General features: G+C 63.6%; 18 protein-coding genes and 1 tRNA gene. 11 read left to right on the top strand and 8 right to left on the bottom strand.

Going from position 1 to position 14,208, the window contains the following annotated elements; genetic code table 11:
- Positions 1-20: 20 nt before the first annotated feature.
- The 3 genes from truB to FZZ90_RS08025 all read left to right on the top strand — a co-directional run bounded on the left by truB (position 21) and on the right by FZZ90_RS08025 (position 2,001).
- The gene (gene truB, locus FZZ90_RS08035) at positions 21-929 is read left to right on the top strand and encodes a tRNA pseudouridine(55) synthase TruB (protein ID WP_226425182.1); all 909 of its coding nucleotides are present in this window, start codon (positions 21-23) and stop codon (positions 927-929) included.
- Positions 930-982: 53 nt separating this feature from the next.
- Positions 983-1,726 (top strand): YebC/PmpR family DNA-binding transcriptional regulator, encoded by a 744-nt coding sequence (locus FZZ90_RS08030; RefSeq protein WP_226425181.1) that lies wholly within the window; start codon positions 983-985, stop codon positions 1,724-1,726.
- A 104-nt stretch (positions 1,727-1,830) separates the two neighbouring features.
- Positions 1,831-2,001 (top strand): Nif11 family protein, encoded by a 171-nt coding sequence (locus FZZ90_RS08025; protein ID WP_186513834.1) that lies wholly within the window; start codon positions 1,831-1,833, stop codon positions 1,999-2,001.
- Between the two features lie 29 nt (positions 2,002-2,030).
- Here the strand turns inward: FZZ90_RS08025 and FZZ90_RS08020 are convergent, their stop codons facing one another.
- From FZZ90_RS08020 to FZZ90_RS08010, 3 genes are read right to left on the bottom strand one after another with little or no spacing between them, the layout of a single operon-like run.
- Complete coding sequence (locus FZZ90_RS08020; RefSeq protein WP_226425180.1) at positions 2,031-2,294, bottom strand: hypothetical protein; 264 nt, start codon at positions 2,292-2,294, stop codon at positions 2,031-2,033.
- 19 nt (positions 2,295-2,313) lie between these two features.
- Positions 2,314-3,081 carry a glucosamine-6-phosphate deaminase gene (locus tag FZZ90_RS08015; protein ID WP_226425179.1) on the bottom strand — a complete coding sequence of 256 codons (768 nt, stop codon included), beginning with the start codon at positions 3,079-3,081 and terminating at the stop codon, positions 2,314-2,316.
- Entirely contained in the window at positions 3,041-4,528 is a 1,488-nt protein-coding gene (locus tag FZZ90_RS08010) for a SpoIID/LytB domain-containing protein (RefSeq protein WP_226425178.1), read from the bottom strand. The genes FZZ90_RS08015 and FZZ90_RS08010 overlap by 41 nt, the downstream gene beginning before the upstream one ends.
- Before the next feature lie 5 nt (positions 4,529-4,533).
- Here FZZ90_RS08010 and rnz point away from each other — a divergent pair, with 5 nt between their 5' ends.
- Complete coding sequence (rnz, locus tag FZZ90_RS08005) at positions 4,534-5,493, top strand: ribonuclease Z (protein WP_226425177.1); 960 nt, start codon at positions 4,534-4,536, stop codon at positions 5,491-5,493.
- Positions 5,494-5,566: 73 nt separating this feature from the next.
- Entirely contained in the window at positions 5,567-6,079 is a 513-nt protein-coding gene (gene psbV / locus FZZ90_RS08000) for a photosystem II cytochrome c-550 (RefSeq protein ID WP_226425176.1), read from the top strand.
- 54 nt (positions 6,080-6,133) lie between these two features.
- Here the strand turns inward: psbV and FZZ90_RS07995 are convergent, their stop codons facing one another.
- The 4 genes from FZZ90_RS07995 to serA form a co-directional block, all read right to left on the bottom strand.
- Entirely contained in the window at positions 6,134-6,520 is a 387-nt protein-coding gene (locus tag FZZ90_RS07995; protein ID WP_226401870.1) for a hypothetical protein, read from the bottom strand.
- 99 nt (positions 6,521-6,619) lie between these two features.
- Entirely contained in the window at positions 6,620-6,919 is a 300-nt protein-coding gene (locus tag FZZ90_RS07990; RefSeq protein WP_006043345.1) for a ferredoxin, read from the bottom strand.
- A gap of 149 nt (positions 6,920-7,068) precedes the next feature.
- Entirely contained in the window at positions 7,069-7,962 is an 894-nt protein-coding gene (gene prmA, locus FZZ90_RS07985; RefSeq protein WP_226425175.1) for a 50S ribosomal protein L11 methyltransferase, read from the bottom strand.
- Positions 7,962-9,548 (bottom strand): phosphoglycerate dehydrogenase, encoded by a 1,587-nt coding sequence (gene serA / locus FZZ90_RS07980; protein WP_226425174.1) that lies wholly within the window; start codon positions 9,546-9,548, stop codon positions 7,962-7,964. The genes prmA and serA overlap by 1 nt, the downstream gene beginning before the upstream one ends.
- A gap of 106 nt (positions 9,549-9,654) precedes the next feature.
- Between serA and FZZ90_RS07975 the strand changes: the two genes are divergently transcribed.
- From FZZ90_RS07975 to FZZ90_RS07950, 6 genes are all read left to right on the top strand, one after another.
- Entirely contained in the window at positions 9,655-10,155 is a 501-nt protein-coding gene (locus FZZ90_RS07975; protein WP_114989480.1) for a hypothetical protein, read from the top strand.
- Entirely contained in the window at positions 10,155-10,931 is a 777-nt protein-coding gene (locus FZZ90_RS07970; RefSeq protein ID WP_226425173.1) for a photosystem II S4 domain protein, read from the top strand. Before FZZ90_RS07975 ends, FZZ90_RS07970 begins: the two co-directional genes overlap by 1 nt.
- Before the next feature lie 74 nt (positions 10,932-11,005).
- A tRNA-Val gene (locus tag FZZ90_RS07965) sits at positions 11,006-11,077 on the top strand.
- Positions 11,078-11,119: 42 nt separating this feature from the next.
- Positions 11,120-12,505, top strand: a complete 1,386-nt coding sequence (gene murD / locus FZZ90_RS07960) for a UDP-N-acetylmuramoyl-L-alanine--D-glutamate ligase (protein WP_226425172.1) — start codon at positions 11,120-11,122, stop codon at positions 12,503-12,505.
- Positions 12,506-12,590: 85 nt separating this feature from the next.
- Positions 12,591-13,037, top strand: a complete 447-nt coding sequence (locus tag FZZ90_RS07955; protein ID WP_226425171.1) for an EVE domain-containing protein — start codon at positions 12,591-12,593, stop codon at positions 13,035-13,037.
- On the top strand, positions 13,021-13,749 hold the full coding sequence (locus tag FZZ90_RS07950) for a hypothetical protein (RefSeq protein ID WP_226425170.1): 729 nt from the start codon (positions 13,021-13,023) through the stop codon (positions 13,747-13,749). Before FZZ90_RS07955 ends, FZZ90_RS07950 begins: the two co-directional genes overlap by 17 nt.
- Here the strand turns inward: FZZ90_RS07950 and FZZ90_RS07945 are convergent.
- Positions 13,701-13,946, bottom strand: coding sequence for a DUF2811 domain-containing protein (locus tag FZZ90_RS07945; RefSeq protein ID WP_226425169.1), 246 nt, complete (start codon positions 13,944-13,946; stop codon positions 13,701-13,703). The two genes, FZZ90_RS07950 and FZZ90_RS07945, sit on opposite strands and share 49 nt — an antisense overlap.
- Positions 13,947-14,208 lie beyond the last annotated feature (262 nt).

Here is a 14,208-nt window from a genome sequence, read left to right as displayed (position 1 = left end):
CAACCTACGCAGCCGCCGGAATGCAACAGTCAGGGCATCCCGCTCCAGCTCCGGTGAACGGCCCCTTCGGCTTCGTGGTGATCGACAAGCCCGCAGGCCTCACCTCCCATGCCTGCGTCAGCCGCCTGCGCCGCAGCTACGGCCTCAAGCGCGTGGGCCATGGTGGCACCCTCGACCCTGCCGTCACCGGGGTTCTCCCCATCGCCCTGGGGCCGGCCACCCGATTGCTGCCCTACCTCCCCGGGGAGAAGACCTACACCGGTGTGGTCCAACTGGGCAGGCGCACCAGCACTGACGACCTGGAAGGAGAGCTGCTGGAGCAGCAGGACTGGCCTTCCCTCAATGAGGCCGAGGTCAACAGCAGCCTGGACGCGTTCCGTGGCGCGATTGAGCAGCGTCCGCCACAGGTCTCCGCCGTCCATGTGGATGGCGAACGGGCCCATGCCAGGGCCCGGCGCGGTGAAGCCATGGACCTTCCGCCGCGGGCCGTCACCGTGCACCGGCTGGAGTTGTTGCACTGGGATGCGGCCCAGGGGCAGCTGAGCCTCGAGGTGCACTGCTCCGCTGGCACCTACATCCGCTCGATTGCCCGGGATCTGGGGGCCAGCATCGGCTGTGGAGGCTGTCTGGCCTCGCTGCGCCGCACCCAGGCCCTGGGGTTCCATGCACACCAGGCCCATCCGCTGCCGGAACGAGATGCTGCGCCGCCCGATCCCCTGTCCCCGCTTGTGGCCCTGGGGGCCCTGCCCCGGCGTGATCTCAGCGAAGCCGAACAGAACGACTGGCGCTGTGGCCGTCGCATCGCGATGGATCCCGGTGCTGGAGAGGCGGTGGTGGTGTGCAACGCGGATGGGAGCATGGCCGGCATCGGCCACCGCGAGAGCGAAGGTCTGTTGCGACCCAAGGTGGTGTTCGATGCAGCAGGCTGAAACCACCCTGTCGGTCTGTACTCTCCGAGCGCATCCCGCCCTGCCCTGACGCGATGGCTGGCCACAGCAAATGGTCCCAGATCAAACGCACCAAGGCCGTCATCGACGCCAAAAGAGGTGCGGTGTTCACCCGGCTGGGGCGAGAAATCATGGTGGCGGCCCGTGCCGGAGCCGATCCCGCCGGGAATTTTCAGTTGCGGACGGCCATCAGCAAAGCCCGCGCCGCTGGAGTTCCCGCTTCCAACATCGATCGCGCCATCGCCAAAGGTTCAGGACAGGCGGGTGATGGAGCTCAACTGGAGGAGGTGCGATACGAGGGCTATGGCCCCAACGGAATGGCAGTGCTGGTGGAGGCGCTCACCGACAACCGCAACCGCACCGCTGCAGATCTACGACTGGCCTTCAGCAAGAACGGGGGAAACCTTGGGGAAAACGGCTGCGTGGCCTATCTGTTTGAGCACCGCAGCGAAGTGATCCTGAACGCCGGCCCCGAGGACGAGGAACGGCTGCTGGAAAGCCTCCTGGAGCTGGACGCCGATGGCTATGAGCTCTTGGACGGGGCTGTGATGGTGCATGGTCCATTCGAGACCTTGGAGAGCCTTCAGGACGGCTTGCGCTGTGCTGACTGGGATGTGCGGGAGTGGGGCCATCACTGGTCCGCCCAGACCAGCGTTTCGGTAAGTGATCCCGACATCGCCCGCAGCTGCCTGAAACTGCTGGACGCCCTCGAAGGGCTCGACGATGTGCGCAGCGTCAGCGCCAACCTCGATCTCGCCGACGGGATGGAGCTCGACTGAGCCTCCTTGAAGTTTGTCGTCAGCAAATCCGCACCAAAGCTTGTGCCCCTGAGCCCAGGGCAATGCCAGCGCTAGGCCGAAGGCATCCCTTCTTGAGGATCGCCATGTCCATGAAACAGCTGGAGACGTTCATGTCGCGGGTGCAGAGCAACGACTCCCTACGCGATGAGGTGCAGCGCTGCGGCAAGGACAACTCCTGCGTGGTCAAGGTCGGCGCCAAACACGGCCACAAGTTCTCCCCATCACACCTGAGCCGCTGGCAAAAGGAACACTGAAGACCCGACACAACCGGCGGCGGGATTCCTCAGGGGGGGCCGGCCGCCTCCTCCCCCGTTCCATCGGGTTGCTGACGAATCAGCCGGGCCAGCATCTCCAACTTGGCGTTCTCCGATTCCGAGGCACGGGTTGCCATCCAGGCACTGGCTGCCTTCTGCTGGGCCAACTGCTGTACCAAAGCCAAGGCCATCTCGCGCAACTGCTCCAGGTCCTGGCAGTCCTGAATGAAGCGCGTCCAGCGTTCCGCCTCAAAACTCTGCTCAAGGCGCCGTTCCACGGGGTCGATACTCATCGCCACTGCTTTAGGCCGTTCAAGCTAAAGCCGCTGCATCGCACCAGAGCCAGACATTTGGATGGGTCAGCAGCCAGCTGGCGGGCAGCGCAGGATCCGGCTCGCTTAAAGCCAGCAGCCGCTTGAGGATGCCGGCCTTGGCAGCGCCGGTCACCACAAGATGAATTTCAGCGGCCTCGAGGATCTCCCAGAGGCCCAGGGTGATGGCCCGCTGGGGAACAGCCTCAACGCGACCATCGAAGAGCACCGCGTTCTGCTGCCGGGTCGCAGAGGTCAGCTCCACCTCATGGCAGTGCTGATCAGGAGGGCAAGGCGGCTCATTGAAACCCACATGACCATTGCTGCCGAGCCCCAGAAGCTGCAGGCCGATGCCCCCACAACCGCTGAGCTGCTCGCCGTAACGCCGCGCAGCAGCCGCTCCGTCAGCGGCAGTGCTGTCGGGAAGATGCACCGCTGAGGCGGGCAAGCCCAACGGTGCAGCCAGGTGGTGGGTCATGTAGGCCCGGTAGCCCCGGGGATCTTCCGCCGAGAGTCCGAGGTATTCGTCCAGGTTGAAACTGCACCATCGGCCGCGCAGGGCCTCCAGCTCATCGGCAGACCAGGACAGCAGCCGTTCGACCAGGGTGCGATACAGCGGCTCCATCGTGCGGCCGGTAGCCAGACCCAAGGGCTTCAAGGGATCCGGCCCCTGCCAACTGCGCAGATGTCGCTCCAGATGGGCCGCCAGCACAGCGCAGAGATCCGTGTCACTGGAATGGCGTTGCAGATGACAGGGAAACCGTGCCAAAAGGCGAAATCGGCATGTCTCTCCAGAGTGGCTCCGTTGGGGGCTTCAGCGCCAGCGATGGGTCGTGGTGCGGCCGGTAGGGAATGACCTCAGCCCCGCGGTAGTAGTGCTGAAGAATCGAGCGGAAGTCGGCACCCTGCTCCGCCAGACCGTGGGCTCCCCACTGACTCATGCCAACGCCATGGCCATAGCCCTGGCCCTTCACCAACAGCTGAAGGCCGCCCGCGGACCAACGACGCACCGAGGTCTTACTGACCAGCAACGGCGGAGGGGCCGCCAACAGGGGCGGGCGTCCTCCCCTCTGGCGGGCCACCGATGCCGTGATCCGATCGATGCGGGAGCCACCACTGGCGGCTGCGTTCACCCGCCGCACATGACGCTCAACAGGGGAGCGCTGCCTCCCCGTCACCATTTCAAAGTTAACCAGAGTGCTTTTGAGACCCAACCGCTTGCGCAGCTCGCTGCCGCTGAGCACCAGTGACCCGCCAGGGCCGCGCACGCGGGCCTGGCGGACGCGACCGCTGCCTGAACGACTCAGCACCTCAACGGCCTGGAGCCCACCGGTTTCGGGCAGCCGCTGACGTAGCCCAGCCGGATCAAACCATTGTTCCCAGCGGTGCACCGGGCTGTGCTGGTCATGGTCGGGGACGCTGACCAGATAGGGATACTGACGGCGCCAGACCATCCCGCTCGCCTCGGTCACCCCACCAGAACTGCTGTGAAAGACAGCATCGATCAAGCGACCACCGTGCACGAGCACCAGCGAACGGGTGCTGGCCACCGCCTTCCGGGTGCTCGGGGTTTCCGACTCCACGCCGCGGTATACCTGACTCGCCACCGTGGCCTTCACATCCCAGGCACCACCGCGGCTGCGTTGTTTCAGGGCATACGTGCGGGCCGCCACTGCCTGAGCCTGCAGGGCGGCCAGAGGCCAGCGGTGGGGCATTTCGCTGCCGACAACACTGGCCAGATAGGTCTCGACGCCCAGGCTGTTGACCACCCGCAAACTCCCGCCTCGGCCACTGATGCGCAGCACACCGCGGTACCGACGGGACCCGAGCCAGATGCCCCGTGGGTCGTCGTTTTGCACCGTCACCAGGGTGCTGGGGGCCAGCAGCATCGATCGGCCATCCACACTGGCGCTCAGGCGGGTTCCACGGAGGCTGAGCTGCAGCCGCTGCGGCCGTCGCACGCCGCCAGGGAGTCCCTGCACCCGCAGCGGCTGTGCTCCATCGGAGCGCAGGCTGACCTGGTTGTTCTCCAGCAGCAACACGCGCATCTGCGGCTCGCGGCCGCGGGCCAGCGCCATCGGCGATGGAGCGATCACAGCGACGAGCACCAGCCCGACGGCAACGAAGGCGCGGCGCACGCTGGAGATCGAAGGGCGTCCCAGTGTGCCGCCTGTTCCTGGGTTCAGCCAGATGGCAGCATGAGCCCTGAGGAGCACCGGCCTTGCAGGTCACTTTTCTCGGCACGAGTTCTGGGGTGCCCACCCGGGCCCGCAACGTTTCAGCCGTGGCTCTGCGCTTGCCGCAGCGCTCGGAGATGTGGCTGTTCGACTGCGGCGAGGGCACCCAACATCAGTTTTTGCGCAGTGATCTGCGGCTGTCGCAGCTGCGCCGTGTGTTCATCACCCACATGCATGGCGACCATGTGTTCGGCCTGCCAGGACTCCTCGCCAGCCTCGGACTCGCCGGCAGCAGCCCCGCAGGGGTGGATCTCTACGGGCCGGACCCGTTGGAGAGCTACCTCAGCGGTGTGCTGCGTACAAGCTCCACCCGCATCGGCTATCCCCTCACCGTCCACCGGGTCAGGGATGCAGCTGAGCAGGGCACGCTGCTGTTCGAGGACGACGACTTCACGGTGCGCTGCACCCCACTCACCCACCGTGTGCCGGCCTACGCCTATCGCATCGAACAGAAGCCCCTGGCCGGTCGCTTCGACATTGAGAAAGCACGGGAACTGAACATCCCGCCCGGGCCTATCTACGCCCAGTTGAAGCGGGGTGAAACGGTGACCCTTGAGGACGGTCGCAGCATCGACGGCACCAGCCTCTGCGGCGAGGAACGGCCCGGTGTGAGCGTCGTCTATTGCACCGACACCGTGTTCTGCGAGGCGGCCGTGGAGCTTGCCCGTGGGGCGGACCTGCTGATCCACGAATCCACCTTTGCCCATGGAGAGGCGGAGATGGCGTTCCAGAAACAGCACTCCACCAGCACCATGGCTGCCCAGACGGCCGCTGAAGCCGGTGTGGGGCAACTGGTGCTGACCCACCTCAGCCCGCGCTACGTACCAGGCAACCCAGTAACGCCCCAAGACCTATTGGACGAGGCCAAGGCGATCTTCCCAAACACGCTGCTGGCCAAAGACTTCCTGAGCATTGACGTCAAACCACGCTGCAACAGTTCGTGATCCGGCCTCAGAGGGTCACTTCCCCGTGATACAAGAGCTTGGTGCGGTGAATGCGTCACACCCCCTTACCTTCATGGCCTCTGTGTTCTCTTCCTTGCGACGGTCCCTGAAGGGCCTTCTGGTCCTCATCCCGGTGCTGATCGGTTTGGCCGTTATCTCTCCGGCTCAGGCGGCCCAGTGGGACGCTGAGACCCTGACGGTTCCGGCAGATCCCTCCGGCACAGAGGTGACCTTCAGCGATCGCGAAATCGATGCTGGCCGCAAGGTGTTCAACACCAGCTGCGGCACCTGCCACGCCGGTGGCATCACCAAGACCAACCAAAACGTGGGGTTGGATCCTGAGACCCTGGCCTTGGCCACCCCGGCCCGCGACAACGTCGAGGCCCTGGTCGATTACATGAAAGACCCCACCTCCTATGACGGTGAGTACAGCATTGCTGACCTGCACCCGAGCATGCGCGACGCTGAGCTCTACCCCGCCATGCGCGACCTCGATGATGAGGATCTGCGCCTGATGGCCGGCTACATCCTGGTGTCGCCCAAAGTTCAGGGCAGTGCCTGGGGTGGCGGCAAGATCTACTTCTGATCAGCTCCTGCTGATCAATCCTCAACTGATCGAAATTGTTTGTCCCCGGCGGCCTCAGGTCGTCGGGGCTTTTTGTTGGGGACTGACCTGCTCAGGTGCCATGGAATTGGGATGGCGGCTGTACCACCACTCCTGCAGATCCCGGCTGAAGCGAACGGAGAACAGGGTCAGCACCGTGGGCGTGGGTCGTCCACCCGGCTGCAGCAGTTCCACCGCGTAGGAAGGGCAGCGCCGGGCCGCCAGATCAGGCACAAACCGCCGTCCGATCCGTCGCCAGCTCGGCTCTTTGCTGCGCCAGGCCAGGCGACAGCAGGGCCAGGGCAGTTCTTCGCGATCGAACAACCGGCAACAGGGACCGATGACACGAAAGCTGTACTGACCACCGGGGCTGGTGTGAATGCTGCCGGGCTCCAGAAGATCGTCGACTTCGGGGCGGCTCACGGCAGGAGAGAACAAGGGACACGCATGGAAGACGACCAGACCAAAAAAAACCACCCCCGAAGGGGTGGCAGAGGACACGTCCAGTTGAAGGACAGAGGCTCAATAGAGCTCTTCTTCGGCGTGGGTCTTGATGGTGCAGTCGCTGGTGGGATAAGCGACGCAGGTCAGCACGAAACCAGCTTCGATCTGGTCGTCGTCCAGGAAGCTCTGGTCGGACTGATCGACAGTGCCAGCGGTGATCTTGCCGGCGCAGGTGGAGCAAGCGCCAGCACGGCAGGAGTAGGGGAGGTCGATGCCCTGCTCTTCAGCAGCGTCGAGGATGTACTGGTCGTCAGGTACTTCGATGGTCTTGTTCAGACCTTCGCTCTCGGAGACCAGGGTGACCTTGTAGGAAGCCATGATTGATGAATGCGTACAGGGTTCCGGACAATCCGGTCCTGCAGAACGCCACATTTTTACTGCAAATAGGTGCTCAACCTGACGATTCCTGGGCCACAGGGGAGGAGGACCAATCGGAGACCCCACTCTGATAAGCCTGGCTTATGGAGTTAGGCCTGTCGGCGGCGGATCTCCAGCAGCCCCCAGCGGCCCTGTTCCGCTTCAGCGGTGACCATCCAGCCCAATCCCCCCAGGACCTGCTTCAGGCGCGGAGCCTGATCCACCAGAAGCCCGCTGAGCAGAGCGCGCCCATCGGGCTGAAGCAGCCCCTCGAAACCCGGGGAGAGGGCTTCAATCACCGGAGCAAGGATGTTGCAGAGGAGTAGATCAGCGCGGCGGGGGGCGAGCAGCTCACTCAGTGTCTCCACAGAGCCAAGAGCCACCTGCAGCTCAGCCTCCGATCGGTCGTTGAGGCCGCGGTTGTCGGTCGTGGCACGCACCGCCAGGGAATCGGTGTCAGCGGCCACCACTGCCTCCGCCCCCAAGCCCAGCGCAGCAAGGCCCAGCACCCCGCTGCCGCACCCCAGATCGGCCACGAGCGACGCCACCGGAGGCGACTGCTCCAAAGCTTCCAGGCAGAGCCGGGTGGTGGGGTGGCTTCCTGTGCCAAATGCACTACCCGGGTCCATCTTGATCACCAGCCGGTCGTCATGTTCTGGCGGAACCTCCAGCCAGGCCGGCAGGATCAACAGCCCAGCACCGACAGGATCGGCCTGCCAGTGCTGCTTCCAGCTCAGGCTCCAATCCTCATCGGCCACATCGTCCCAATGCCCATCGGGCAGGCTGAGACCAAAGGGCTCCGCCAGCGGCTGCAGACTGGCAATCAGCTCCCGCCGCTGCGGCTCCGGCCACTCCGGCTTCGGGAGCCAGACCAACAGCGTCTTGCGGTCTGGCGTTTCAGGCGCATGCTGCACCGCATGGCGATGCAGCCCTAGATCCGTCAGCTTCCACACCAGCGATTCCTCCAGCTCTGGAGGACACGGGAGTGTGAGACGACACCACATCAGAGCGTGACCGGGTGTGCTTCCTGGATGCCCTCGATGGCCGTGATCGTCTGCAGCAGATCTGCTGGGATCGGATCATCGATGCTGAGCACCATCACCGCATCACCGCGCACGATCTTGCGGCCCACCTGCATGGAGGCGATGTTGACGTTGTGTTCGCCCAGCAGAGAACCCAGGTGGCCAATGATGCCAGGCATGTCCCGGTGTCTGGTGAACAGCATGTGGCTACTGGGCGTCACATTGACCGGGAAGGCATCAATGCTGGTGATGCGCAGATCGCCATCGGCAAAGACAGCTCCGGTCACACTGCGACTGCCCTGATCGCCGCGGGTGGTGATTTGAAGCGAGCCGCCGGCGAAGTCACGGCTGCTCTCATCTTTCACCTCCAGCACCTGAATGCCGCGGGCCTTGGCCTCCAAAGAGGCATTCACAAAGTTGATGCTGTCGCCGAGGCCAGCACTCAGCAGCCCCTTCAGAGCTGCGATCACCAGAGGCTGGGAGGGATGGCTGGCGAATTCACCCTGCAACCGCAGTTCCATCTCCTTCACATGACCGCCGGCCAGCTGACTGACCAGCAAACCCACGGTCTCGGCGAGCTGGAGATGGGGCTTGAGCCGCTCCATGATCTCGGCGCTGAGACCGGGGATGTTGACCGCACTGCGGGCCGGCAGACCCAGCAGCACGTCACGAATCTGCTCCGCCACATCGATCGCCACATTCTCCTGGGCCTCTTCCGTTGATGCCCCGAGGTGGGGCGTCAGCACCAGACCACGCTCCACCGCCCGCAGGGGGGAGTCTTCCGCCAGAGGCTCACTTGCGTACACATCAAGGCCCGCCCCAGCGATGACACCGTTATCGATGGCTTCAGCGATCGCGGCCTCATCCACCACGCCGCCACGGGCGCAGTTCACGATCCGCGCCGTGGGCTTCATCGTGCGCAACAGCTCGGCATTCACCAGGTTCTCGGTGTCCTTGGTGCGCGGGATATGCAGGGTGACGTAGTCGGCGGTGCGGAACAGCTCATCCAGCTCCAGAAGCTTCACCTGCATCTGTTGGGCGCGATCAGTTGCGATGAACGGGTCATAGGCGATCACCTCCATGCCCATGGCCTGGGCGACACGGGCGACATGGGAACCGATCTTGCCGAGACCAACCACCCCCAGTGTCTTCTTGTAGAGCTCGTTGCCGACGTACTTCTTGCGGTCCCACTTGCCGGCCCGCATGCCGCCATGGGCCTGGGGAATGTGCCGAGAGAGGGTCAGCATCATGGCCAGAGCGTGCTCCGCTGCAGCAATGGTGTTGCCCTCGGGAGAATTCACCACCAGCACACCCCGCTGGGTTGCAGCAGGGACGTCAACATTGTCGACGCCGACGCCCGCACGGCCAATAATCTTGAGCCGGCTCGCCGCCGCGATCACCGCTGCGGTCACCTGGGTACCGGAACGGATCATCAATCCGTCGTACTCACCGATAATCCCGATCAGCTCCTCCTCTGAGAGGCCGGTGCGCTGATCCACCTGCGCCACTTGGCCAAGGAGGTCGATCCCGGCCTGGTCGATCGGATCGGAGACAAGAACTTTCGTCATCGAAAGGCGCAGAACTGCCGCGGTGAACTGTAGAGATCGACATCCACCACCCCCTCCAGTTCGAAGCACAGGGTTCAGAATTCAACGCATTGGATCTGAATGCCCCATGCCCGTCTGTGTGATGGTGATGGCCGACGCCCCTGCGGCGGAAGGCCTAACCCAGCGGCTCCGGGACACCGATCTGCCGTTGCTGAAGTGCCTGACGATCCCCCCTGATGGGGATGCCATCGACAAAGTCGCACTGCTGAACCCCAACCTGACCCGCCAACAGCGGCAGCGGGGCATGGCCCGCTGGCTGATGCCGTTTGGTTTCCTCGCTGGGGTCACTTTCACCAAGATCACCACCCTCACCACCTTCGCCAGCTTTGGCCCCTGGGGTGAAACTCTGATCGGCGGCCTGCTGGGCATGGGCTCCGGCCTGATGGGGAGCTACGCCGCAGCCGCCAGCGTGGATTCAGACAACGATGCAGGCGTGCGGATCCTGCGCAACCGCCGCGACGAAGGACGCTGGCTGGTGCTGCTGGAAACCCCCAATGGGATCGAAGCCCCCTGGCAGGTGATTCAAAAGTCGCGGCCACAGCAAGTGGTTCGCCTCGACGACCTGTGATGCTCCCTCGGGAGACTCTGCTGGCAGGGGCCCAGAACCGGGAAGGCCTGACGGTGCTGCTCGATCTGGCGGAGCAGGTTCTGCGCACATGGCAACCGTCCTGGAGTCCCTTCCTCAGCGCGCCACTGCGGGAGGAAGCCTTGGCTCGACTGGGCAGCCTCAGTGAATTGACCTGGATGAGTGATGGCGGCTATCCAGGCGCCGAACGCCACCGGCTGCTCTGCCACCGTCGGGATGACAGCCCCGATTCAGAGCCCCCCGTTCAAGGCCTGCTGATGGAGGGTAATTTCCTCTTCGACCCTCTCTCCCCTGACGACCTGCGCGAAGCGTTGCAGGCCATGGGGGTCGAAGCAGACAGCATCGGCGATCTCTGGGTGCGGGGCGATCGCGGCGGGCAAGGGATCTGCACCCCCAGCGCTGCCGAAGCCCTGCATGGCCGCCTGGGTGCCGTGCGCGAGGTGGAGATTCGCTGCGAATCCCGTCCTTTGGAGCAGTTGCAGCACCCTGTGCAACGCAGCATTCGCACCCTGCAAACGGTAGAGGCCTCCTGTCGCCTGGATGCGATTGCATCGGCAGGATTCGGCCTGTCCCGAGCCAAGATCGTGACCCACGTCAAAGCAGGGCGTCTACGGCTCAATTGGGGCAACGTGCGTCAAGCCAGCCGTGAACTCGTGGTTGGCGACCGGCTGCAGCTGCAGGATCGCGGCTCTGTGGAGGTGCTTTCGCTCACCCACACCAAACGTGAGCGCTGGCGCGTTGAACTGCGCCGCAGCTGAGTTGAGCCCCCCGCCAGCTGCTACTGTTCAGCCTCGGTCGGTGAAATCACAAGATTTCAACTTGATCGATGGTCGGGCGATTAGCTCAGGGGTAGAGCACTACATTGACATTGTAGGAGTCACTGGTTCAAATCCAGTATCGCCCACTTTCCCAGTTGGGACTGCGTTCTCGGACTTCAGACCTTGCGATGACACGCACGATTGTCGTTGGCATGGGTCGCTCAGGATTAGGGGCTGCTCGTTTGCTCAAGCAGCAAAATCGCGATGTTGTTGTTTTTGAACGGGGCGATAACGAAACCCTCCAACACACGTCGAAAACACTCACCGAAGAGGGTATTCAGGTGGTCCTGGGGCAGCCCCTGACCCTGGAGAGCTTTGACGCCTGGCGAGACAACCTGGGCGCTGTGGTGATCGGCCCTGGAATTCCTTGGGATCACCCAACCCTGATCCAACTGCGATCCGAAGGCGTCCAAGTGCGCGGCGAGATGGATCTGGCCTGGGATGCCCTTCAGCAGATCCCCTGGATCGGGATCACAGGAACCAACGGCAAAACCACGGTCACGCATCTGCTCAGCCACGTGTTGGAGGCCTCAGGCCTCATGGCACCGATGGGGGGGAACATGGGCCAGTCCGCGGCTGAACTGGCCTACCAGATCGCCTCAGGTGCCGTTCCCCGGCCGGATTGGCTCATCATGGAACTGAGCAGCTACCAGATTGAGGCGGCGCCCGCTGTGGCCCCCAAGATCGGCATCTGGACCACGCTGACCCCCGACCATCTCGAGCGCCACGGCAGCCTGGAGGCCTATCGGGCCATTAAACGTGGGCTGCTCGAACGCTCGGAGTACGCCCTCTTCAATGCCGATGATCCAGACCTACGCCAGCAACGCAGCAGCTGGGACCGCGGCACCTGGGTGAGCAGTGAGGGAGCTCGTCCGGATGGCCAGCCCGCCGACCTCTGGATTGATGAAGAGGGCATGGTGCGCAACAACGCCACCAGATTGTTTGCGGCTGATGCCCTGGCGATGCCGGGCCGCCACAACCGCCAAAACCTCTTGCTGGTGACCGCTGCTGCCTTGGAGGTCGGCCTCTCCCCCCAGCAGATCGCCGACGCCTTGCGCACGTTTCCGGGCGTGCCGCACCGCCTTGAACACCTGGGCACTTTGGCGGGAGCAAGAGTGTTCAACGACAGCAAAGCCACCAATTACGACGCAGCTGAGGTTGGCTTGCGGGCCGTGCAGGAGCCCGTCGTGGCGCTGGCCGGGGGGCAGACCAAACAGGGCGATGCCAGTGGATGGCTGAAGCAGCTGCACACCAAGGCCTGCTGCCTGATCCTGTTCGGTGCGGGGGCCAACGAGCTGGCCAGCCTCGCCAAAGCTGCTGGATACCCAGGAGAACTGCTGCAGTGCCTGGAGCTCGAAAGCGCCGTCAGCCTGGCTGCAACGGCCGTGCAGCGGCATCAGGCCTCGTCGCTGCTGCTGTCACCGGCCTGCGCAAGCTTTGATCAGTACCCGGATTTTGAGGCCAGAGGGGAGCACTTCCGCTCCCTGATCCAACCCCTGCTGGACGTCGCCTGAGACCAAACGAACGCAATTAGATGCACCTGGGCCTGACGGTCCGATGATGAGGTGAGACAAGCCTTGTGACGTGGCCTTCTGGTTGATGAAAAGCGAGCCCGACGCGTACGGGATCGATGACCTGCGTCGCGAGGGCAGCACACTTTGGGATGGCATTCGCAATTACCAGGCTCGCAATTTCATGCGAAGCATGGAGGCGGGCGACCGGGCGTTTTTTTACCACTCCAATTGCAAACCGCCCGGGATCATCGGGCTGATGGAAGTGATGGAGACCGGCCTGGTGGACACCACTCAGTTTGATCCCACGGCCAAGTATTACGACCCCAAATCAACCCCTGAGAAACCACGCTGGGACTGCGCACGCCTGCGATTTCTCGGAGAATTCGACGCTCTGCTCAGTCTCGACCAGCTGCGGGAGCTTTACAGCGAAGAGCAGCTGCCCGTGATCAAACGCGGCAACCGGCTCTCGATCCTTCCGGTTCCCACCGATACCGCCAACGACCTCCTTTCACGGCTTGGCCAGCTCCACTGAGATCCCACTGGTCACCCTGCTGCCAAGGGCCTGGATCGGCTTCAGCCGAGGGCCCTGGCGTTGTGTTGGCTTCGCAGCACTGGTGTTGATCAGCGCCAGTGGCCCTGCGGTGATCGGTCACGACCTGCGCCTGGCGGGATCCCCATGGTTGAACCGACTGGGTGACCTATCAGTGTTGATCAGCCTGGTGCTTCCCCTCGTGCCCCTCCTGGCCCTGCTAAGGCTCACGGATGGCCTACTCCCCGATCGAGGCGACGATCGCCCAAAGCAGAGCTGGAGACAGCTGCTGCGGCAGGCCTTCACCCTGGTACTGCTTGAGCTGGTTCTCGTGCTGGGAGGCGTCGGATTGATTCAGTCGTTGAGCTGGATGCTCGGACGCTGGAGCACAGCCCTGGCAGGCCTCAGCGTGCTGCTTGGGGGATTGGTGCTGCTGAGCTGGCTGTTTAGCCAAACCCTGGCATTACCCCTACTCGTGCACGAGCGCTGCCGAGCACTTCAGGCGATGGACCACAGCCGCCAGCTGGTGCACCGCAACGGGCTCAAGGTGCTGGCGCTGCTGGGAATGCTGCTCGGGCTCAATCTTCTAGGGCTGATCGGGGCGACCCTGGGTCTGCTGCTCAGCCTCCCCTTCAGCGCCCTGGTGCTGATGGCTTGCTGCCGGCCTCAAGCCCCATTGGTCAGCGATTCCCGGCGGAACATGTTCCCGACATAAACCCGGGTGATCTCACGGGATGCTTGGCCGTTCTGCACCAGAAAGCCGGCAAGAGCCGCCTGAACCAAACGGTATTGATCCCAGTTCGGGTGCCCCTCGATGAACTGGGTCATGGCCTGCTGAAGGGGCTGCGGTACTTCCGATTGGAAACTCACAACACTGGACTCAGCCGCGGCTTGCTCAAGGCCTTCCGGCATTTTTTCTTTTCGAAACGAACACTAGTTCTCCACACCACAGCCCCACCGTCAAGGACCACCCAAACGGGGGCATTCTCATCAATCTCCAGACGAGATTTCAGCCAGGAAGACGCTCCTGCACTGGCACAACCACCGGCCTAGGCGGATCCGCGCAGCCTGCCGCCAGCGTCAAGCGAAATCAACAACAACCAAGAGATTTCCACAGCAGTCCACCACAACGGCGCTCATGCCCCATGGCCTGTGGAAAAGCTGTGCAGAGCAG

Source organism: Synechococcus sp. MU1617 (assembly GCF_020514235.1).
Lineage (GTDB): Bacteria > Cyanobacteriota > Cyanobacteriia > PCC-6307 > Cyanobiaceae > Parasynechococcus.
The sequence above is the reverse complement of the archived record's forward strand: the minus strand, read 5'-3'. Positions and strand labels throughout refer to the sequence as shown.